This is a genomic window from Bacillus sp. Bvel1, from assembly GCF_014872755.1.
In the GTDB taxonomy this organism is placed as follows: domain Bacteria; phylum Bacillota; class Bacilli; order Bacillales; family Bacillaceae; genus Bacillus; species Bacillus velezensis.
In genome coordinates this window covers 44,794-65,933 of record NZ_JAAOBZ010000007.1, presented here as the reverse complement: position 1 = coordinate 65,933, position 21,140 = coordinate 44,794, and the positions used below count along the sequence as shown (strand labels likewise).

Annotated in this window: 17 protein-coding genes, 1 tRNA gene and 1 pseudogene; 14 read left to right on the top strand and 5 right to left on the bottom strand. The window is 43.8% G+C overall.

All coding sequences use genetic code 11. The features are described from left to right. Positions 1-47: 47 nt before the first annotated feature. The 3 genes from rtp (at position 48) to proB (ending at position 2,584) form a co-directional block, all read left to right on the top strand. Complete coding sequence (gene rtp / locus HAP68_RS09395; protein ID WP_003153833.1) at positions 48-416, top strand: replication termination protein; 369 nt, start codon at positions 48-50, stop codon at positions 414-416. A gap of 176 nt (positions 417-592) precedes the next feature. Beyond that, complete coding sequence (gene proC / locus HAP68_RS09390; RefSeq protein WP_014418088.1) at positions 593-1,441, top strand: pyrroline-5-carboxylate reductase; 849 nt, start codon at positions 593-595, stop codon at positions 1,439-1,441. Positions 1,442-1,465: 24 nt separating this feature from the next. Then, entirely contained in the window at positions 1,466-2,584 is a 1,119-nt protein-coding gene (proB, locus tag HAP68_RS09385) for a glutamate 5-kinase (protein ID WP_014305177.1), read from the top strand. Between the two features lie 60 nt (positions 2,585-2,644). Here the strand turns inward: proB and gltC are convergent, their stop codons facing one another. Next, positions 2,645-3,547 (bottom strand): glutamate biosynthesis transcriptional regulator GltC, encoded by a 903-nt coding sequence (gltC, locus tag HAP68_RS09380; RefSeq protein ID WP_003153836.1) that lies wholly within the window; start codon positions 3,545-3,547, stop codon positions 2,645-2,647. Positions 3,548-3,692: 145 nt separating this feature from the next. Here gltC and gltB point away from each other — a divergent pair, with 145 nt between their 5' ends. Both gltB and gltD read left to right on the top strand, forming a co-directional pair. Next, positions 3,693-8,252: a glutamate synthase large subunit gene (gltB, locus tag HAP68_RS09375; protein ID WP_024085456.1), complete on the top strand. Its 4,560-nt coding sequence runs from the start codon at positions 3,693-3,695 to the stop codon at positions 8,250-8,252. A 16-nt stretch (positions 8,253-8,268) separates the two neighbouring features. Further along, on the top strand, positions 8,269-9,750 hold the full coding sequence (gltD, locus tag HAP68_RS09370; RefSeq protein ID WP_003153838.1) for a glutamate synthase small subunit: 1,482 nt from the start codon (positions 8,269-8,271) through the stop codon (positions 9,748-9,750). Between the two features lie 375 nt (positions 9,751-10,125). On the opposite strand, the gene HAP68_RS09365 is transcribed toward gltD, so the two are convergent. Beyond that, the gene (locus HAP68_RS09365) at positions 10,126-11,106 is read right to left on the bottom strand and encodes a zinc-binding dehydrogenase (RefSeq protein WP_041482368.1); all 981 of its coding nucleotides are present in this window, start codon (positions 11,104-11,106) and stop codon (positions 10,126-10,128) included. Positions 11,107-11,224: 118 nt separating this feature from the next. Between HAP68_RS09365 and HAP68_RS09360 the strand changes: the two genes are divergently transcribed. The 4 genes and pseudogenes from HAP68_RS09360 (at position 11,225) to HAP68_RS09345 (ending at position 14,043) form a co-directional block, all read left to right on the top strand. Next, positions 11,225-12,091: a LysR family transcriptional regulator gene (locus HAP68_RS09360; RefSeq protein ID WP_024085452.1), complete on the top strand. Its 867-nt coding sequence runs from the start codon at positions 11,225-11,227 to the stop codon at positions 12,089-12,091. A gap of 53 nt (positions 12,092-12,144) precedes the next feature. Further along, positions 12,145-12,384, top strand: a pseudogene (locus HAP68_RS09355) (His/Gly/Thr/Pro-type tRNA ligase C-terminal domain-containing protein); the annotation flags it as partial. Between the two features lie 37 nt (positions 12,385-12,421). Then, a complete protein-coding gene (locus tag HAP68_RS09350) occupies positions 12,422-12,724 on the top strand; it encodes an ArsR/SmtB family transcription factor (RefSeq protein WP_003153841.1) in 303 nt (100 codons plus the stop codon). Between the two features lie 143 nt (positions 12,725-12,867). Beyond that, positions 12,868-14,043, top strand: coding sequence for an MFS transporter (locus HAP68_RS09345; RefSeq protein ID WP_024085450.1), 1,176 nt, complete (start codon positions 12,868-12,870; stop codon positions 14,041-14,043). Positions 14,044-14,089: 46 nt separating this feature from the next. On the opposite strand, the gene ggt is transcribed toward HAP68_RS09345, so the two are convergent. Next, complete coding sequence (ggt, locus tag HAP68_RS09340) at positions 14,090-15,865, bottom strand: gamma-glutamyltransferase (RefSeq protein ID WP_024085449.1); 1,776 nt, start codon at positions 15,863-15,865, stop codon at positions 14,090-14,092. 243 nt (positions 15,866-16,108) lie between these two features. On the opposite strand from ggt, the gene HAP68_RS09335 reads away from it, so the two are divergent. The 3 genes from HAP68_RS09335 (at position 16,109) to HAP68_RS09325 (ending at position 17,313) form a co-directional block, all read left to right on the top strand. Beyond that, complete coding sequence (locus tag HAP68_RS09335) at positions 16,109-16,339, top strand: excisionase family DNA-binding protein (RefSeq protein ID WP_003153848.1); 231 nt, start codon at positions 16,109-16,111, stop codon at positions 16,337-16,339. 313 nt (positions 16,340-16,652) lie between these two features. Beyond that, a complete protein-coding gene (locus HAP68_RS09330; RefSeq protein ID WP_003153850.1) occupies positions 16,653-17,198 on the top strand; it encodes a site-specific integrase in 546 nt (181 codons plus the stop codon). 42 nt (positions 17,199-17,240) lie between these two features. Continuing rightward, positions 17,241-17,313: transfer RNA gene (locus HAP68_RS09325), tRNA-Arg, on the top strand. 158 nt (positions 17,314-17,471) lie between these two features. On the opposite strand, the gene HAP68_RS09320 is transcribed toward HAP68_RS09325, so the two are convergent. Continuing rightward, on the bottom strand, positions 17,472-18,584 hold the full coding sequence (locus HAP68_RS09320; RefSeq protein WP_039251237.1) for a site-specific integrase: 1,113 nt from the start codon (positions 18,582-18,584) through the stop codon (positions 17,472-17,474). 239 nt (positions 18,585-18,823) lie between these two features. Between HAP68_RS09320 and HAP68_RS09315 the strand changes: the two genes are divergently transcribed. Further along, positions 18,824-19,924, top strand: coding sequence for an AimR family lysis-lysogeny pheromone receptor (locus tag HAP68_RS09315; RefSeq protein ID WP_032858781.1), 1,101 nt, complete (start codon positions 18,824-18,826; stop codon positions 19,922-19,924). 431 nt (positions 19,925-20,355) lie between these two features. Here the strand turns inward: HAP68_RS09315 and HAP68_RS09310 are convergent, their stop codons facing one another. Further along, entirely contained in the window at positions 20,356-20,754 is a 399-nt protein-coding gene (locus HAP68_RS09310) for a helix-turn-helix domain-containing protein (protein WP_014305167.1), read from the bottom strand. A 164-nt stretch (positions 20,755-20,918) separates the two neighbouring features. Between HAP68_RS09310 and HAP68_RS09305 the strand changes: the two genes are divergently transcribed. Next, entirely contained in the window at positions 20,919-21,125 is a 207-nt protein-coding gene (locus tag HAP68_RS09305) for a helix-turn-helix domain-containing protein (RefSeq protein WP_032858779.1), read from the top strand. Positions 21,126-21,140 lie beyond the last annotated feature (15 nt).

Below are 21,140 nucleotides of genomic sequence, written 5' to 3'. Positions count from 1 at the left end.
ATATTTAGTACATGGAATAATTTGTTAGAAGGAAGGGTGGGCACATATTGAAAGAAGAAAAAAGAAGTTCAACCGGTTTTTTAGTGAAACAAAGAGCCTTTTTAAAGCTTTACATGATTACAATGACAGAGCAGGAACGGCTTTACGGACTGAAGCTTCTCGAGGTGCTGCGTTCGGAATTTAAACCCATCGGTTTTAAGCCGAATCATACCGAGGTGTACCGTTCACTTCACGAACTTTTGGATGACGGGATTTTAAAGCAAGTAAAAGTGAAAAAAGAGGGAGCCAAACTCCAGGAAGTCGTTCTCTATCAATTTAAAGACTATGAAGCTGCGAAGCTTTACAAAAAACAGCTGAAGACAGAGCTTGACCGCTGCAAAAAGCTGATAGAAAAAGCCATTTCAGATAATTTTTAAATCCGGCCGGAACGCACCCGGCCTCCCGGGCTCAAAAGGTTTGTTCTGTGATTCATTATACATAATAACAGGCTCGGAACAATACATATCAATAAAACCTCCACACTTGACATCGACTCCTGAAGTGGTAACATAAAAAACGTGTGAAAAATACGAACAAAATACGAACAAGGGAGATGTTACCGATCTTAGATCAAAAGAAAGTTGCTTTTATCGGAGCAGGATCAATGGCTGAAGGAATGATATCAGGCATGGTCCGCGCAAAAAAAATTCCCAACCAAAACATCTGCGTGACAAACCGCCGCAATACAGAGCGACTCGCTGAATTGGAACATCAATACGGAATTCAAGGCATTGCTTTTGACAGCATGAAAACCGAAGACATTGATGTCTTTATTTTAGCCATGAAACCGAAGGATGCTGAAATCGCTCTTGCTACGCTGAAACGGCGTATTCAACCTCATCAAATCATCCTGTCTGTTCTGGCAGGCATAACAACCTCATTTATACAACAATCATTACATGACCGTCAGCCAGTTGTAAGAGTGATGCCGAACACATCCAGCATGATCGGCGAATCGGCAACAGCTGCGGCTTTCGGAGACCATGTCTCTTACGGTTCAGCAAAAACCGCGGTATCTCTTTTGGAATGCCTCGGGGAAGTGTACGTGATCAAGGAAGATCAGATGGACATTTTCACCGGCATCGCAGGCAGCGGACCGGCGTATTTCTATTATTTAATGGAGTTTATTGAAAAAGCAGGTGAAGAAGCCGGCTTAGACAAACGGCTGTCCCGCAAAATCGGGGCGCAAACGTTATTGGGCGCTGCAAAAATGCTGATGGAAACGGGTGAAAAACCGGATGTGCTTCGGGAAAACATCACCTCTCCAAACGGCACGACGGAAGCCGGCCTCGATGCGCTCAGGTCAGAAGGCGGCGGAGAAGCCATTGCCAAAGCCATTAAACACGCGACCGAACGTTCTATTGAGATCAGCAAAACAATTGAAAAAACGGCAGCACTATAATCGTTAAAAAACAGGAGTGATACAGTGACGTCTCGGACGAAGATCAAAAGAGTCGCGGTGAAAATCGGAAGCAGCTCACTGACGAGCCTGCACGGGGAAATCAGCAGAAGAAAGCTGGAAGCATTGGTGGATCAAATCGCACAGCTGAAGGACAGCGGCTATGAAGTGATTTTAATATCTTCCGGCGCAGTGGCGGCAGGTTATCGGAAGCTCGGATTTATTCAGAAACCGGAAGGCCTCCCTGAAAAACAGGCTTCTGCTTCCATCGGGCAGGGATTATTAATGGAGGCTTACTCAAAGCTGTTTTTAGCGCACGGTTATGTCGCATCACAAATATTAATTACAAGAAGCGATTTTTCCGATGAATACCGCTACCATAATGTGCGCAATACGATGAACGTCCTTTTGGAACGGGGCATTATTCCGATTATTAATGAAAATGACACGGTCACAGTCAACCGGCTGAAATTCGGAGATAACGATACACTTGCAGCGAAGGTGGCAGGTTTAATTGATGCCGACATGCTTGTAATTTTATCAGACATTGACGGTTTATATGATGATAATCCGCGCAGCAACCCGAAAGCGAAAAGAATCAGACATGTAAGTGACATCACTCCGGAAATAGAAGCAAGCGCGGGAGATGCCGGGAGTGAAATGGGAACCGGCGGAATGCGTTCGAAACTGGATGCTTTTAAAATTGTGATGGCCTCCGGTATTAAAGGCTTTCTCGGGCAGGCTAACATTCCGGACATTCTGCTTCAAGCGGTAGATGAGGCGGCTGAAGGAACTTATTTTGAAGCGGAAGGAACCCTGCCGTTAAACCACAAAGAACAATGGCTTGCATTTAATTCCGGCCCCGAAGGCGAAATTGTGATGGAAAAGAAAAGCAGCCGCGATGTCGCGAACGGAAATATGGCGCTGTCACCGCAGGATATCGAACAGATTAAGGGCAGATTCAGCAGCGGAGCGGTTGTCAGGCTGCTTGATCAGCAGGGAGAAGAGCTCGGACTCGGCATCGTCAACTATTCCTCAGCCCAGCTGAAGACATTTAAAGAAACGCCTCACAAACAGACCGATCAATCAGTCATTGATCCGGAAGCGTTTGTCTGCCACGTTGAACTATCCATTCCGATCGGCTGAGAAAGATCTATAAAAATATGAAAAAGCCCGAGGCTTCGTTTTGAAGCTCGGGTTTGTTTTTTATTGATATTGTTCAAGTTTGGAGAAAAATTGAATGACAAAATGATAGAAATCATTTGCAGACGGAGCCAGTTCTCTTCCTTTTGGTTTAATAATGCCTACGGTGCGCTTCACTTGAGGAAATTCAATCGGAATTTTGACCGTGAACCGGGGTGTGGTTTCTGCAAAGGTGCTTTCAGGCAATAAAGTAACTCCCATCCCCGCGGAGACTAATCCTTTAATGGCATCTAAATCCTCGCCTTCCGTCGATACAAGCGGCGCAAAGCCGGCCTGTCTGCAAGCGTCAATCGCCATGTTTCGGAGAATAAACCCTTCGGGAAATAAAACGAATTGGTCGCCGCGCAGATCAATTAAATGGATATTTTTCTGTTTGGCAAGCGGATGATGCAGCGGAACAAGCGCGTAAATCTTTTCCGTGAATAAGATATTGCCTGTTATGTCGGGGAATTCCGTCGGAACGGGGCCGAGCAGCGCAGCATCTATATCCCTGTTTCTTACCGCTTCGATTAAAAACTTATAAGAACCCTGGCGGAGCAAAAACTCAACGTTCGGGTATTCCTCTTTAAATGCCGAAATCACAGTCGGCAAAAGCTGGCTTGCAAGGCTCGTCGGAAATCCTATTTTGACGGTTCCGCGATTCGGATCAAGATATTCATCAATTTGTTCCTTCGCATAATCAATTGCTTTCATCGCCGTTTTAACATGTTCTAAAAATTGTTTGCCGATCGGCGTTAATTTAATATTTCTGCCTTCCCGTTCAAATAAAGTGACTTTCAGCTCTTCTTCAAGATTTGCAATCTGCCGGCTGATGGCGGATTGTGCGACATGCAGATGATCAGCCGCTTCTGACACATGTTCCCGTTCTGCTACCTCCATAAAATACCGAAGCTGGCGTAATTCCATTGCGTTCACACCCATCTATCTCATTTTGAGATGTATTTGATCTAAATTATATATTGTTTATATTGTTTTGAAAACTTACAATTAATTTAAAGTTGTCAGATTTTATGACCGATAATTAACGGAAACTGATCGGGGGAGAGGAATTATGACTTACAATCAAATGCCGAAAGCACAAGGTCTCTACCGTCCGGAATTTGAGCACGATGCATGCGGAATCGGCTTGTATGCCCATTTAAAAGGGAAACCTTCACATGACATTGTCAAAAAAGGACTGAAGATGCTTTGCCAGCTGGATCACAGAGGAGGACAGGGCAGTGATCCGAATACGGGTGACGGCGCCGGCCTGATGGTTCAGATCCCTGATGCTTTTTTTAAGAAAGAGTGCGGAGAAATGAAGCTGCCGGAAAAAGGCCGTTACGGGGTAGGAATGGTCTTTTTCTCGCAAAATGAAGAGGAAAGAAAAAAGATCGAAAAACAGGTGAATGCATTCATTGAGCAGGAAGGACAGATCGTTCTCGGCTGGAGAACCGTCCCTGTAAATGTCGGAAAAATCGGAACAGTGGCACAAAGCACTTGCCCGTATGTGCGTCAAGTATTTATCGGAGCCGCAAACGATTTGAAAGACAGCCTTGCTTTTGAACGCAAATTGTATGTTATCCGGAAGCAGGCGGAAAATTGGGGTGTTCAAGAACAGCTTGATTTTTACTTCGCAAGCCTGTCAAGCCAGACTATTGTTTATAAAGGGTTGTTAACGCCTGAGCAGGTTGACGCTTTTTATTTGGATTTGCAGGATGAAACCTTCGTATCTGCATTTTCACTCGTGCATTCAAGATTCAGCACAAATACCTTTCCTACTTGGGAACGTGCCCATCCGAACCGCTATCTGATTCATAACGGAGAAATCAATACGCTCCGGGGCAACATCAATTGGATGAGAGCGAGGGAGCAGCAGTTCGTTTCAGAAAGCTTCGGAGACGATCTTCACAAAGTGCTGCCGATTTTAAATGCTGAGGGCAGTGACTCATCCATTCTTGATAATGCGTTTGAATTTTTCGTGATGGCGGGGCGGAAACCGGCACATACGGCAATGATGCTGATTCCGGAACCATGGACGGAAAACACTCACATGTCTAAAGCGAAACGGGCTTTTTATGAATATCACAGCTCTTTAATGGAGCCGTGGGACGGGCCGACCGCCATTTCGTTTACGGACGGAAAACAAATCGGCGCCATCCTTGACCGTAACGGCCTGCGTCCGGCACGTTACTATGTGACAAAAGATGACCATATTATTTTCTCATCTGAGGTCGGCGTTATTGAAGTGGAGCAGGAGAACATTCTTCATAAAAAACGTCTGGAGCCCGGAAAAATGCTGCTCATTGACTTAGAGGAAGGCCGGATTATTTCAGATGAAGAAGTAAAAACAGAAATCGCCAATGAATTCCCGTATCAAAAATGGCTTGAAGAAGAATTAATTCAAGTAAATCCTGACCCGGAAATCCGGGAAGAGGAACAATTCGATGATCTTCTCGTCCGTCAAAAAGCGTTTGGCTATACGTATGAAGATATCCAGAAATATTTAATTCCTGTTATTAAAGAAGGAAAGGACCCGCTCGGCTCTATGGGAAATGATTCGCCGCTCGCCGTTTTATCCGATCGCGCCCAATCACTGTTTCATTACTTTAAACAGCTGTTTGCGCAAGTCACAAACCCGCCGATTGACGCGATCCGCGAGCAGCTTGTGACCTCTACGGTGACATGGCTTGGGGCTGAAGGTGATCTGCTGCATCCGAGTGAAAGAAATGCACGCCGCATAAAATTGTATACTCCTGTATTATCAAACGAACAGTTTTATGCGCTGAAAACACTTGTGCACCCTGACATTAAGAGCCAGAACATCCGCACGCTGTTTTCCGATGACCTGGAAAAAGGCCTGAAGGATTTATTTCAGCAAGCGGAAAAAGCGATCAAGGAAGGCGTATCTCTGTTAATTTTATCTGACAGGGCAATGAGTAAGGAATTGACGCCGATTCCGCCGCTTTTGGCCGTCAGTGCGCTGCATCAGCATTTGATCCGTCAAGGCCTGCGAACAAAAGCAAGCATTATCGTTGAATCCGGGGAAGCGCGTGAAGTTCATCACTTTGCGGCTCTCATCGGGTATGGTGCCGATGCTGTCAATCCGTATTTGACTTATGCTACGTATAAGCAGGAAATCGATGAAGGCCGGCTTGATATTCCGTATGAAGAAGCTGTCAGCAAATACGGAAAGAGCGTAACAGAAGGCGTCGTGAAAGTGATGTCAAAAATGGGGATTTCAACTGTGCAAAGTTACAGGGGCGCCCAAATTTTTGAAGCGGTCGGCATCGGTGAAGAGGTTATCGCCAAATACTTTACCGGTACTGCATCTCAGCTTGGCGGAATCGATATCGAGACGATTGCGCAAGAAGCGAAACAGCGCCATCAAGCGGCGTACAAGGATGATTACAGCCAAACTCTTGATCCTGGAAGTGAATTCCAATGGCGGAACGGGGGAGAGCACCACGCTTTCAACCCGAAAACCATCCATACGCTGCAATGGGCCTGCCGAAAAAATGATTACAGCCTGTTTAAGCAGTATTCTCATGCAGCGGATGAAGAACGAATCGGATTTTTACGCAATCTGTTCGCCTTCAAAGAAGACCGCAAGCCTTTAAAATTAGAGGAAGTTGAATCAGCTGCGTCCATCGTGAAACGTTTTAAAACAGGAGCGATGTCATTCGGTTCATTAAGCAAGGAAGCCCATGAGGCTTTAGCGATAGCGATGAACAGGCTTGGCGGAAAAAGCAACAGCGGAGAAGGCGGCGAGGACCCGAAACGTTTCGTTCCGGATGAAAATGGCGACGACAGAAGAAGTGCGATTAAACAGATCGCCTCCGGCCGTTTCGGCGTAAAGAGCCATTATCTCGTCAATGCGGATGAATTGCAGATCAAAATGGCGCAAGGAGCGAAGCCGGGAGAAGGCGGTCAGCTTCCGGGGAACAAAGTATATCCTTGGGTCGCGGATGTCCGCGGTTCTACACCAGGTGTAGGGCTGATCTCACCGCCTCCTCACCATGATATTTATTCAATTGAAGATTTGGCGCAGCTGATCCATGATTTGAAAAATGCAAATCGAAGCGCGCGAATCAGCGTCAAGCTCGTGTCAAAAGCCGGTGTCGGCACGATTGCGGCCGGTGTGGCAAAAGGCACTGCGGATGTCATCGTCATCAGCGGCTACGATGGCGGAACGGGCGCATCGCCGAAAACGAGTATTAAACATACCGGTCTTCCGTGGGAGCTTGGTCTTGCAGAAGCTCACCAAACGCTGATGCTGAACGGTTTACGGGATCGCGTGGTATTGGAAACGGACGGTAAGCTGATGACAGGCCGAGATGTCGTGATGGCCGCCTTGCTCGGTGCGGAGGAATTCGGCTTTGCTACAGCGCCGCTTGTTGTTCTCGGCTGCGTCATGATGCGCGCCTGCCATTTAGATACATGTCCTGTAGGTGTCGCGACGCAAAATCCGGAGCTCCGCAAAAAATTCATGGGCGATCCTGACCATATCGTAAATTACATGCTGTTTGTCGCAGAAGAAGTGCGTGAATATATGGCGCAGTTAGGCTTTAAGACGCTTGATGAAATGATCGGACGGACAGACGTTCTTCATGTCAGTGAACGTGCGAAAGCGCATTGGAAAGCGGGCCAGCTTGATTTATCCACACTGCTGTACCAGCCTGAAGGCATACGCACTTTCCGTACGGCGCAAAACCATAAAATCGACGAGTCGCTTGATATGACGGTTATTCTTCCGGCGGTGCAGGCTGCAATTGAAGCCGGTCAGGAAGCGGAAACTGAAATCAAGATCAATAATACAAATCGCGTAGCCGGAACCGTGACGGGAAGTGAAATTTCTAAACGCTACGGAGCGGAAGGCCTGCCGGATGATACGATCAGACTTCATTTTACCGGATCAGCCGGACAGAGTTTCGGAGCATTTGTCCCTAAAGGGATGACGCTTCATTTGAACGGGGATTCAAATGACTACGTAGGCAAAGGGCTTTCAGGCGGAAAAATCATCGTGAAAGCGCCTGATGCCTTCAATTGTGAAACACACGATAACGTTATTATCGGGAACGTCGCATTTTACGGAGCAACAAGCGGGGAAGCGTACATTAACGGGCGCGCCGGTGAACGTTTTGCAGTCCGTAACAGCGGAGTCAATGTCGTTGTAGAAGGTATCGGAGACCACGGCTGTGAATACATGACAGGCGGCCGGGTTGTCGTCCTCGGCGAAGTCGGCAAAAACTTCGGGGCGGGAATGTCAGGCGGTATCGCATACGTCCTGAGTGAAGATGCCAAAGCATTTAAACGCAAATGCAACATGGAAATGATTTCATTTGAAAAGCTGACGGATGAGGCGGAGATCAAAGAAGTGCAAGAAATGGTCAAACGGCATGCGGCGCTGACAAACAGCAAAAAAGCCGCAAATCTCCTGGACAATTGGGAAAAAGCCGCAGAAACCTTTATCAAAGTCATTCCGAAAAACTATAAACAAATGCTCCTCAGCATCGAAGAACAAAAAGCGGCGGGTTTATCAGAAGAAGACGCAATTATGTATGCTTTTGAAGCCAATACAAAGGTTCAGCAAACGCCTGCCAAAGATCAAAAACAAGCGGTAGTACAGTAAGAAAGGGGAGAGGAACATGGGGAAACCAACTGGATTCATGGAAGAAAAACGAGAAAAACCGGCTGAGCGGGACCCTCTCACTCGCTTAAAGGATTGGAAAGAGTATTCGGCTCCATTTTCAGATGAAGCGTCAAAGCGGCAGGGGGCGCGGTGTATGGATTGCGGCACACCGTTTTGCCAAATCGGCGCTGATATCAACGGTTTTACCTCCGGATGCCCGATTTATAATCTGATACCGGAGTGGAATGACCTCGTCTATCGGGGTCGCTGGAAAGAAGCCTTGGAGCGCCTTCTGAAAACGAATAACTTTCCTGAATTCACAGGGCGGGTCTGTCCCGCTCCTTGTGAAGGATCTTGTACGCTGGCCATTTCAGATCCGGCTGTTTCAATTAAAAACATCGAGCGGACGATCATTGACAAAGGTTTTGAAAATGGATGGATTCAGCCGAGAATTCCCGCGAAACGCACAGGTAAAAAAGTCGCTGTCGTCGGTTCAGGCCCGGCGGGTCTGGCAAGCGCTGATCAGCTGAATCAAGCCGGTCATTCCGTAACGGTCTACGAGCGTGCCGACAGAGCCGGCGGCCTGCTGATGTACGGCATTCCGAGCATGAAGCTTGAGAAAAATGTCGTCGAACGCCGTATTAAGCTTTTGACGCAGGAAGGTATAGATTTTGTGACAAATACCGAAATCGGCGTTGATATAACGGCAGATGAGCTGAAAGAACAATTTGATGCCGTCATTTTGTGCACAGGCGCCCAAAAGCAGCGCAATCTGCTGATTGAAGGCCGGGAAGCAAAAGGCGTCCATTATGCGATGGACTATTTAACACTGGCGACGAAAAGCTATTTAGATTCCAACTTCAAAGACAAACAATTTATAGACGCTAAAGGGAAAGATGTCATCGTGATCGGCGGAGGAGACACAGGAGCTGACTGCGTGGCAACCGCGCTGCGTCAAAAAGCGCGCAGCGTGCACCAGTTCGGGAAACATCCTAAACTTCCTCAGACGCGCACGAACGACAATATGTGGCCTGAACAGCCGCACGTCTTTACCCTTGAATACGCCTATGAAGAAGCGCAGGCAAAGTTCGGCAAAGACCCGAGAGAATATTCAATTCAAACGACAAAAATGGTGGCCGATAAGCAGGGCCGCTTACAAGAGATCCACACCATTCAAATGGAAAAAGTCAGAAACGAATTCGGAAAGTATGAATTTCATGAACTGCCCGGTACAGAAAAAGTCTGGCCTGCTCAGCTGGTGTTCATCGCCATCGGTTTTGAAGGGACAGAACAGCCATTATTGAAACAGTTCGGAGTCGATTCGGCAAATCATAAAATTCAGGCGGCATATGGGGATTATAAAACGAATGTTGACGGTGTTTTCGCCGCAGGGGATGCGAGAAGGGGCCAAAGCCTGATTGTATGGGCGATTAATGAAGGCCGGGAAGCAGCGCGCGAAGTCGACAGTTATTTAATGGGGAGCACTGTTTTACCGTAAATAAAGGGGTTTATTTATAAAACCGGCTGGGATCAGCCGGTTTTTCGTATTGAAATGGAACCTCCTTCTTCTTGTATTGGTCATATAAAGGTAATGTGGAAATGGAGGATAAATATGGAATTTTGTTTTACAGAGCGGAGAGATTGTTTTTTTCCGCAGACTGATACGATTTGCAAGCCTTGCGCAATCGATCAGGGTGCTGCTGACGGCGGAAGTCATCGCTGCCGTTTAAAATGACGCCTTAAAAAACATGACGGGCTCTGTGTGTCTGCAGTCGATTTGCGGGCAGATTTTAATCGATGAAGAAAAACATATTGAATTTCAAGCGGAAACGCTTAAAAACAAATAAGGGAACGGACGGGTCCGTTCCTTTTTTTAGACATCTATACGAAAGCCGATATTGCCGAACTGCCGTCCTTCCCGCATTCTGTTAAAAGCGGCAGCTGCTTCACTGAGAGGGTACATGCGGTCGATAATGGGACGGATGCCGCAGCGGTTTATCAATTCCAGCATATCCGCGAATTCCTCATTGCTTCCCATTGATGTACCGAGAATATGAATCTGCGGAAAAAACAGCGAGCGAATGGGAAATCCGAGCTGATCGCCTGAACTGGCGCCGAATGTTACGATCCGGCCATTCGGTTTAATAATGTCAAGATAGTGTTGATATAAAGCGGGGCCTACACCGTCAAGTATGATATCTGCTTTTTCGCCATTCAGCGCCTCATTCCAGTCACCGTAGCTGTCAATCGCCCGGTCTGCACCGTATGACAGTGCGGTTTGTTTTTTGTTTTCACTGCGGGAGGTGACGCTGACTGTCGCTCCGATAGCTTTTGCCATTAATAAGGCATATGTTGCCACGCCGCTTCCGATGCCCGGAAGGATAAGGTGTTCGCCTTTTTTTAATTGTCCTTTTGTAAATAAGGCGCGATAAGCGGTTAATGCTGATAACGGCAGGACGCCCGCTTCCTCCCAAGTCAGGTGTTCGGGTTTTAAAACGGCATTTTCCGCAGGAACGATGACATAAGGTGAAAATGTTCCGTCGCTCGGACCGCCTAAAATATCAGGGACGGCTGGTACGTCCTCAACAGTCTTCCAATTCAGTACCGGGTTGATGATGACTTCTGCATTCAGTAAATGAGACCGGATGCCGTGTCCTATTTCGGTTACGATTCCCGCGCCGTCTGAACCGAGAATAAATTCATGGTTTCCGGTTTCGTGTTTTTTCATTAAAAACAAATCACGATGGTTTAATCCGGCTGTTTTCAGCTTTATTTTTACTTCGCCGTTTCCCGGCCTTTTGTCAGGTGCCTGCCTGAAATTAAAGCCATTTTCGTGTATGATAAGGACATTCATGATTCTTCTCTCCTTTATGATTGATGAGAAAAATTTTACAGGCTGTATCAGCTGCAGTAAATAAATGAAAATTGATAGCCGGCTATCAATAAAAATCATAGCAAGAAGGTGCCCTTAGATGGAAAGCGGAGACTTAAAGATTTTTCAGGCTGTCGCCCGCAAAGGAAGTATTTCAAAGGCGGCAGAAAGCCTGCATTATGTTCAATCAAATGTGACAAACCGGATTCAGCAGCTGGAACGGCAATTGCAAACACAGCTTTTTTACCGCACAAATCGGGGAATGACGCTGACGCCAACAGGTGAAAACTTATTAAAAGACGCAGACAGAATCCTTCAATTGCTGCATGAGGCGCAAAAAACAGCGCGAGAGGCAGGCGATCCGAACGGCCCGCTTCGAATCGGTTCTCTTGAAACGGCGGCAGCCGTCCATCTCCCTCAATTTTTCACGGAGTATTGCAGCCGCTACCCGAAAGTACAGCTGTCTCTGTCAACCGGTGATACACATACCTTAGTGCAGCGCGTTCTACACTATGAGCTGGACGGCGCTTTTGTTTACGGACCGGTCGAATATGAAGATCTTGAGCAAGTCGCTGTATTTCAAGAAGAATTGGTCTTGGTTTCAAATAAGCGGGAAGGCAGTTTGCAAGACTTGCTGCGAGAGCCGATTCTGTATTTTGCCGCGGGCTGTTCGCACCGCCGCAAAATAAAAAACATACTGAAAGAAGAGGCAGTGCCCGCACATAAAATCATTGAATTCGGTACGTTGGAAGCCATTATTGGGGCGGTGCAGGCGGGGATGGGGGTCTCCTTTCTGCCTGCATCAGCCGTCCGTTATTTTCAAAACAGGAAAAATCTTTTTCTTCATGAGCTTCCTGAACATTTTCGGAATATGAATATATCATTCATCTACCGGAGTGATTTATTTTTAACATCGGCGTTTGAAGAACTGCTGAATGGATTAAAAACATTATCGAACAGAAGATGAGAAAACAGGACAGCTGTGTACGCCAATTTTTTTTCGTTCCGGTTTTTCTCAAAAAGAAAGCGGGTATCCGGGCTGAGCTCGATCAGCGTGATGAAAAACTCGGCTATAAAATCAGAGAAGCACAAATGAAAAAAATATCGTATATGGCGGTTGTGGGAGATCAAGAGTGCCGCCACCATTCTGTACATGTAAGGCAATACGGGCGGGAAAACACATTTGAAGAGAATGTGAGTGATTTTATTTCCCGGATCATAAGAGAGACAAAACAAAAAATAGAGATTCAAGAAAAATAACATTGACATATCGTAAAATCACGATATAATAAAGCGTATGAAACCTATTGATGTTTTTAAAGCGTTGTCTAATGAGTCACGGCTTGAGATTTTACAATGGCTGAAAGAGCCGGACCGTCACTTCGCACCGCATGATGGCATTGATATGAATGAGATCGGAGTATGTGTCAGCCAGATCACCGATAAGCTTCAGATGACACAGTCAACGGCGTCTCAATATCTTTCCATTCTTCAGCGCGCAGGCCTTATCCAAACAAAACGGATTGGCAAATACACCTATTATAAAAGAGATGAAGATGCGATAAAGGCGATGGCCGATTATTTTCAGCGCGAAATGTAGGGCTGAATCCTTTAGAAGAGGGATTCAGTTTCTTTTTTCGACTACACATCGACATATTGCGATTTGTTTCTGTTTGTTCAATTCTTTATATCGATATATCACAATATATCTTTATATAAATTATCAATGAAGGAGTGTGTCAGGTGCAAAATACCTGGAAGATTTACATTTTGGCAATTATCAGCTTTTTAGTGGGGACGTCTGAATATGTGATATCCGGGATGCTTGATAAAATTGCAGGTTCCTTGGGAGTTACTGTGGCAGCAGCAGGGCAGCTGATTACGATTTTTTCACTTGTTTATGCAATCGGAACGCCTGTCATGATGGCCCTTACAGCAAAACTGGACAGAAGGAAGCTCATGATCTATGCTCTTGGATTGTTTGTAATCGGAAATATCATTTCATTTCTTGTACAGGGATACGGCTTATTTGCGGCAGCCCGGGTGATCATGGCGCTTGGAGCAGGAACTGTGGTGGTCACCGCGCTTACGATCGCAGCAAAAATCGCTCCCCCGGGAAAACAGGCAAGTTCTCTCGCGACCGTCATTATGGGGTTTACGGCGGCGCTCATTATCGGTGTTCCGATCGGAAGAACCGTGTCTGAAGCTTTTGGCTGGAAGGTGGTTTTCGCCGGAATTGCGGCAATCGGAATCATTGCCATGCTTATTATACGTTTTGCGTTGCCTGAGATAAAAGGAGATAAACCGGTGCCGCTTATTCAGCAATTTTCTCTTTTGAAGAAACGAAAGGTGGCTGTCGGGCTTGCTATTACGTTTTTTTGGCTCGGAGGCTATTCGGTTGCGTATACGTACCTTTCTCCGTATTTACTGAACGTCACTCATATCGGCAGCGGAATACTGAGTACATTGCTGCTTATTTTCGGTGTTGCTAGTCTTGCCGGTTCTAAAGCAGGCGGTTTCAGTGCTGACAAATGGGGGGCGCGTATGACATTAACCGGCGGAATGGCGCTTCATGCTATCATGCTCATGTTATTGCCGTTTGTCACACATTCTGCTTTCGGAGCGGCGGCAGTACTTATTTTTTGGTCCTTCGCCGCCTGGTCATCAGGACCTGCTCAGCAGTATCATTTGGCAACGATGGAGCCTGAATCATCGGGTGTATTACTTGGTCTCAACCAGTCTGTGATGCAGCTGGCTATGGCGGCCGGGGCGGGCATCGGGGGCATTGTTGTCACTCATCTGTCTCTTGCGTCAGTGACATGGATCGGATCAGCGGGTGTTGTCATCGCGATGTGCGGCGTGCTTTCACTTGCCTCGTTAACATCTGAAAAACCCTCATCTGAATACAGTGCAGAATAAACAAAAGCCTCGTTTCTCAGCTTGAGAAACGAGGCTTTTTGTCTAGTTATTTTTTATATTGTTTCAAGTTTACGCCGATTGCGGCTCCGTTTCGGCTTGAATCGGCAACTCCGGTAAAGGTGCCGTTTTCACGGTCGATCAGGATGCTTTGCACATTACCGATATCAACCGGGCTGCTGCCGAATTTATGCCCCATTTCGTTCAGTTTTGTGCGGGCTTCTTCCGGCACTCCTTTTTCATATCGATAGGATGTCATGCTGTTTGTGTAAATTCTCGGCTCTTCGACCGCCGCTTTCAGATCCATGCCGTACTCAACTTTGTTCAGGATCGTTTGCAGGACGGAAGAAATAATCGTTGCTCCGCCGGGAGAGCCGACAGTCAGGACAGGTTCGTTATTTTTGAATAAAATAGTCGGAGTCATGCTGCTGAGCGGACGTTTATTCGGCTGCACTTCATTTGCGCCGCCAGGCACCGCATCGAAGTCTGTTAACTCATTATTCAACACAACGCCGTATCCGGGAACCATAATGCCGGAACCGAACAGCTGTTCAATCGTTGTCGTATAAGATACGACATTGCCGAAGCGGTCGGTTACCGTGAAGTGGGTCGTTTGGCCTTCTTGTTTGTCAGTCGGCTGCTTCACTTGTTTATAGTTTGCAGAACCTTCCTGATAGGCCCAAGGGTCGCCGGCTTTCGGTTTTTTATTGACTTTATCAATATCTATCAGCTGTCTGCGGGCATTGATATAATCTGGATTCAAGAGGCCTTTGAGAGGGACGTTGACGAATTCTGGATCCCCGGCAAATGCGGCGCGGTCAGCATAAGCCAAATGCATCGTTTCTGCGAGAAGCTGATATTTTTGCCAAGAACGGATATCATATTGAGAAAGCTTAAAATCATCCAGGAGGTTCAGCATTTGCAACAGGAAAACACCGCCCGAGCTTGGAGGAGGAGCAGTTGCGATATGATAGCCCTGGTAATCCCCCCAGATCGGTTCGTCAATCGTCACATTGAAGTTTTTGATATCTTTTTCTGTCATTGAGCCGCCGAATTCCTGCACTGTTTCCGCAAGCTTTTTGGAGAATGCACCGTCATAGAATGCTTTTGTGCCTTTGTACTTAATAGCTGTAAATGTTTTGGCTAAGTCTTTTTGGATGAGTGTGTCTCCTTCTTTCAGAGGTTCTCCGTCCGGAAGAAACACGTCTTTTGCAGCGGTGTGTGATAATTTGTCTTTATAATCTGAGATGGCATCAGCTAAAACCGAATCGATCGGAAAGCCTTTTGAGGCAAGTTTAATGGAAGGGGTGATGAGTTGTTTCATGGAGCGTGTGCCCCATTTGTCGAGCGCTTTTTCAAGTCCTTTTAATGTTCCCGGAACACCGACTGCAGTCCCTTTAGTAACGCGTTCGGAGAAAGGGATAGCTTTGCCGTTCTCGTCAAGGAACATATCCGGTGCTGCGCCTGCCGGTGCGCGTTCCCGGCTGTCGATAATGGTGGTGTCTTTCGTCTTCGCATCATAAACCATCATAAATCCGCCGCCGCCGATTCCTGACATCATAGGTTCAGTTACGTTTAATGCGAATTGAATGGCGACCGCGGCGTCAATTGCATTCCCTCCTTTTTTCAGCACGTCGGCACCGATTTGTGAAGCGAGAGGATGGGCGGTGGCAACCATGCCGTCTTTGGCGACATCTACCTGTTTGTAGTCGTCATAGGAAAACGGGTGTTTCTTAGCCTGAGCGTGATAAGGGATGCTTCCGGCCGTGAGCAAAGTACTGAGCAGAACGATAAAACAGAGATTCATAAACTTTTTCTTTTTCATAGTCTGCCTCCTTTGTTTTCCGCTTACAATTATAGAGTAAGTAAAATGTGCTGTTTTCACAAGTGACAAACGGAATAGTCCGGTGCGCAAAAAGCCGGAGTTTCTGTGTGAATATAATCAGTCGCAAATAGGCTAAATGGGAAACCGGGCAGAAAAAGCTGTGAAACAAGCATAAAGACAAAAAATAAGCTACAATAAACAAAACAGAATTCACTCACATGACATATGAAAGGAACGTGAGCCATGTATTTAACGATCAAAGAGACAGCTGAGTTTACCAGTCTTCCTGAAGAATATGTGCACAATCTTGTTTTGACGAATAAAATAAGGGCCGTACATGACGGACAGCAATATTTAATCAACAAGGAACAATTTCAAACCCATCTCGAACAGCTGGAAAAATATAAGGAAATGATTCAAGAGTTTTTAAATGAGCCGCTTCCTGAAGACATTGATGTAAAAGATGAAGACTAGGACACAATTTCATATTGTGTCTTTTTTTCATTTTTTTCGGTTGCTCACAAAAAAACGAATGCTCAGATTTCGTTTTAAGGGCGTTGTTTTTCTTTTTTAATACCGTGAGTCTCTATTGATTTAAAATCCCGTCATCGGGTCAAAAATGATGTTTTTGAAGACTTCGATGAAACTGTGTGCCTTATTCCTCTTATGTAACACTATGTATATTATGTTACATAAGGCCCTTTATCCTTTATCATTCAACAGGTTTCGGCTATAATAGTAACATAACGCTCAATATGTTACTTTACCAATTATAAGGGGTTTTTTGATGCATATCGTACAGCCGATCCGAAGTTTGGAGAAGATCCAGGAAGTCAAACAGTATTTAATGAAGAAAAGTGATCGTGATTATTTTTTATTTATTTTCGGCATGAACAGCGCACTGCGGATTTCTGATGTTCTGCCGCTTCGCGTGAGGGATGTAAGGAACAAAGATCATGTGTGGGCAACCGAAAGCAAAACGAGAAAGAAAAGAAAAATTCTGATACTGGAGTCTTTAAAGGCCGACATATACGCTTATACAAAAGACATGAAAGAGGATGACTATTTGTTTAAATCGAAACGGACGAATAAGCCCATTTCCCGGATTCAGGCATACAGAATATTAAAGGAAGCAGCTGCCGCGTGCGGATTGGAGGAAATCGGGACGCATACGCTTAGAAAGACGTTCGGGTATCATTTTTATCAGAGGACAAAAGACATTGCTGAACTGCAGAGGATTTTGAATCATTCTTCTCCGTCTATTACAATGCGTTATATCGGAATAGATGAAGATACGACGAGAGCCGCCTATAAAGTGTTCGGAGGGCTGTAGGCTTGAAAAAAACGGCCGCCAGCGTTACTATAATAGAAGCAGGCTCTAGTAGCACAGCGGATAGTGCAGCAGTTTCCTAAACTGCAGGTCGGGAGTTCGAATCTCTCCTAGAGCGTTTCCAGCATAAGATAGGTGCAGATTAATAATGTCGGCAAAACAGAAAAACCCTTGTTACACAAGGGTTTTTCTCGTTTTTGTAAGTTTTTTATTTGTGTATGAACCCGCTGAAAAACGATATGATTTTATTTTTTTTTGCACAAATTTTGCACATTTCTAAACAGATTTTTTCACGTCTGGCATTTTTTCAAACAGATCAAGGGTGTTTCGTGTATCTTCTTCACGGAGTTCTTTAATTATATGTGAATAATAATTAAGCGTGGTATCTATCTTGGCATGACCTAAACGCTCTGAGACATAATAAATTGAAATCTTTTTATAGAGCAACACGCTGGCATGTGTATGTCTCAATCCATGTATCGAAATTGATTCTATTTTCAAGTCTGTTAATGTCTTTTTCAATATTTTGTTGACAAATTCGTTAGTGATGACTTTCTTAGAGCTGCGAGGACTATAAAATACAAGATTATGTATGTTATCAGGTATTTCAGATTCTGCAAACAGCTTTTTGAATAAACCCATTGTATTAGAATCCATTTTAATGGTCCTATTCGAAGACGCATTTTTTGTCGTAGCAAAACCCGTTCCTTTTTTATAATCCCAGGTTTTGTTGATTGTAATCTCATTTAATTTAAAGTTGAAATCCTCAGGTGTTAACCCTACAATTTCTGCAAATCGCATTCCTGAAGTTAGGGCCAGTATTAATAAATAATATCCGATAGACTGATCCTTGCGCACATATAATTCATTTAAAAGCTTTTGACTTTCAACATAATTCAAGTGTTTTTCTTCGGGGCGTTTTGATTCCACACTTCCAGTCAATTTTGCTTTCCTGGTAAAATCAAACTGAATAATTCCTTCTTCAATTGCCTCTAGCACACAAGCTCTAATGTGCGTATTTATTTTTCTAACAGTTTCTTTTGCGTGTTCAGCTCCAAACTTATTTAAAAACTCTTGATATTCTCGTTTAGTAATGTCATTGATATATCTGCCTGCAAAATTCTCTGAAATTTCTCCAAGTGTAATATAGTAACCTTCACGAGTGATAGCGCTAATATCAGCTCTATAAACATTTACCCAACTTTTAAAGTATTCATCAAAGAGGACTTTTGTAGTGCCCGGCGTTTTATATTTCCTCAATCTTTCTTCAACCTCTGTGGCAGCTACTTGAGCTTCCTTCTTAGTTTTAAAACCGCCTTTCCTGATGGGCTTGGGTTTAGCGCTAACGCAATACTGCCACGTTTTACCGCGTTTTAGGAAACTAGCCATTTCTTCACTCCTATAGGGGAACTTTAGTTCTCAATAATAAGATAGCACTATCTTAATTTATTTAAAAGATTGTCCCAAATAAGGCTTTTCGATTAGTTAACCATTGTAAAATAAGTTATAATAAGTATTGAGAGGAATAAATTATAACGTAAAAAATCAAAAAATTCTAAATCTTATCGCCATCGTTCGACAAAATTTTCTTTGTGATTATGTTAAATTTGAGGTGAAAAGGTGATCATATGGAAACAGTAGCAGCTAGAGATATAAGGATCCATCTAAAAGAATTAATAAAATCCTCTGATGAAAAGCAGAATGTTATAGCTGCTAAAATCGGGATTAGCGAAGGCTATTTAAGTAAGTTTCTTAGCGGAAAAGAAATTAATTTTTGGATGGTTCGAGAGATCATAAGGTATGTTGATCCAGAAAATGAAACTGCATTGATGGAACAGCACTGCTTAACTGGAGTGAAAAAGAAAAATTATGCTTCTGCTTTGGAATATTGCTACACTAAGCAATTATATTCTGTTATAGAGGCATTGATAAGCGCCCAGATTGAAAGGGATGGCAAATACGATCAATGGTCTAATATTTATAGATTTATTCTTAATTCAAGATTCTCTTTTGGGAATATTGAGTATACCGAAGGATTAAAGAAGTTTAGTCCTTCTTGTGACGAAATGAGAACGTTGTTGAGTATACTAGAAATGTATGGGTACTTTTATAATGGCAGGTATGAGATCACTCTATACCATATTCGATCCATTCGAAGTCTTATTAAAAATTTATCAGATCCATTTTTGAAAATCGCATTTACTGCTCGTATAGAAGAAGTCTTAGTGAATATATATTTAAAACAAAACAACGACGTTAATAAGGCGAGAGAGGCGGCCTTCTCTCTCCTTGAAAAAGACCTCAGTATCAATTTGAATATGACAGCTTTGTACATATTGGCATTGTCTTATATGAATGAATCATATTGCCATTCTTATAGGTACTATTTGAGGTGTTTGAACTTACTTGCAAATTTCCCTGATCGCAGTGAGGAAATGGTCCAGAATAAAGAGGAAATAGCCATATTACAATATTATTGGAACAAAGAAATTTCAAAGGAGTTTCAAGTGACTGAATTCGCAAAGGCTTTAGGAAGATCCGACCCATTAAACTCTTTCTATTCGGATTCCTTTTATAAAAAATATGCTCTTCTTTTTGATGGGAAAAGAGAAGAAAACGCTGAAAAATTATTGCTATCCCTTTATTATTTTTCTCAACAGCAAGATCAATTTAGAGCAACTCTTCCTAAAATTGACTTGATAAAATTAGGATTTAATTTTAATATTTAGAAGTGGGAGGTGTTGCAGATGAGAAAAATGTCATTGACCTTAGTTTTAGCGTTCGGTATACTGACTACTGCTTTTGTGGGTGTTTCGTTAAACCATTCTGAAGCAGGCGGAAGTTTTCAAACGACTGAGATAAGAGTAGGCATGTAGTATATCTGACTCCCGAAAAGTACATAAAAAAACAAAAAGACGCTGCCATGACTGGCAACGTCTTTCGTACTTTTCGGGGATATTTCCTGTTTTCCGGAAAAACGAAAATAGGAAATTCCTGAAAAAGTATTTATTTTAAAATTGTTATTAAATATAATAGGAACAAACGTTCTGTTTTGGGAGGGGAAACACATCATGCATATTACATTCGAGAACATCATCGGGAATCTAAAAAAGGAAATTGAAAAGGAGAAAAATGTGGACACAAAAAAACTTAAAGTTGGTTAATTTAAATCTTTCAAATGTCGTTCTTTTAATTCCCTTAATTCCTTTAAATAATTTATAACCATTTGCAATTCTTCTTCTGTTATCTTACTTCCGTTATCGTGGACAATGTTTAGCTTCTTGAGATCATCTATTGTTATACTCTTCTGTGAAAGAAGCTGCTTCTCTGGTTCTGAATACTTTTCTAGGCTCTCTTCATCAAAAAACAAGTATGATTTGTGGACGCCTAAATAGTCAGCGATTTTTTCTATTACTTGTATTGATGGCTGTTGTAAATTTCTTTCTATTCTTGAAAGGTAGCTGTGTGTAATTCCCACAGCTTCGGCAACTTCATCTAATGTTTTTTTCTTTTCCTTACGAATACGCCGAATCGCTTCTCCCATTTTCATATTTCCCATAATAACACCTGCTCTTTTGAAAAATTAACCTTATTCCTCATAGGTAATTATACCATATCGTGTACCTCACGAGAAAATTCTTTTAAAAAGCACTTGTGTAAAAAAAATCGCTATGTTAAGATCGAATTGTTCCTTTCAGGTACAAAAAGGATGTGTTAAAACAAATGTTCGATCTGAAAGAGTTTGGACGTCTGCTCCAAAAAATCCGAAAAAAGCGGAAAATGTCTCAAATCGAATTCGCTCAATTCTTAGGGTACACAGCTTCATACATCTCAAGAGTTGAGAGAGGGAAAGCGAATCTTTCTATGCAGGCGATTGAAAAGGTCACGAAGAAACTTAATATTAAGATCCGATTTTTTTTTGAACAATAATGGTACTGACAGGAA

Coding starts and splice junctions, on each gene's coding strand:
- proC (WP_014418088.1), top strand. CDS start 593: ATGTTACCGATCTTAGATCAAAAGAAAGTTGCTTTTATCGGAGCAGGA.
- gltC (WP_003153836.1), bottom strand. CDS start 3,547: ATGGAATTACGCCAGCTTCGGTATTTTATGGAGGTAGCAGAACGGGAA.
- gltB (WP_024085456.1), top strand. CDS start 3,693: ATGACTTACAATCAAATGCCGAAAGCACAAGGTCTCTACCGTCCGGAA.
- gltD (WP_003153838.1), top strand. CDS start 8,269: ATGGGGAAACCAACTGGATTCATGGAAGAAAAACGAGAAAAACCGGCT.
- HAP68_RS09365 (WP_041482368.1), bottom strand. CDS start 11,106: ATGAATGTCCTTATCATACACGAAAATGGCTTTAATTTCAGGCAGGCA.
- HAP68_RS09360 (WP_024085452.1), top strand. CDS start 11,225: ATGGAAAGCGGAGACTTAAAGATTTTTCAGGCTGTCGCCCGCAAAGGA.
- HAP68_RS09350 (WP_003153841.1), top strand. CDS start 12,422: ATGAAACCTATTGATGTTTTTAAAGCGTTGTCTAATGAGTCACGGCTT.
- ggt (WP_024085449.1), bottom strand. CDS start 15,865: ATGAAAAAGAAAAAGTTTATGAATCTCTGTTTTATCGTTCTGCTCAGT.
- HAP68_RS09335 (WP_003153848.1), top strand. CDS start 16,109: ATGTATTTAACGATCAAAGAGACAGCTGAGTTTACCAGTCTTCCTGAA.
- HAP68_RS09330 (WP_003153850.1), top strand. CDS start 16,653: ATGCATATCGTACAGCCGATCCGAAGTTTGGAGAAGATCCAGGAAGTC.
- HAP68_RS09320 (WP_039251237.1), bottom strand. CDS start 18,584: ATGGCTAGTTTCCTAAAACGCGGTAAAACGTGGCAGTATTGCGTTAGC.
- HAP68_RS09315 (WP_032858781.1), top strand. CDS start 18,824: ATGGAAACAGTAGCAGCTAGAGATATAAGGATCCATCTAAAAGAATTA.
- HAP68_RS09310 (WP_014305167.1), bottom strand. CDS start 20,754: ATGGGAAATATGAAAATGGGAGAAGCGATTCGGCGTATTCGTAAGGAA.
- HAP68_RS09305 (WP_032858779.1), top strand. CDS start 20,919: ATGTTCGATCTGAAAGAGTTTGGACGTCTGCTCCAAAAAATCCGAAAA.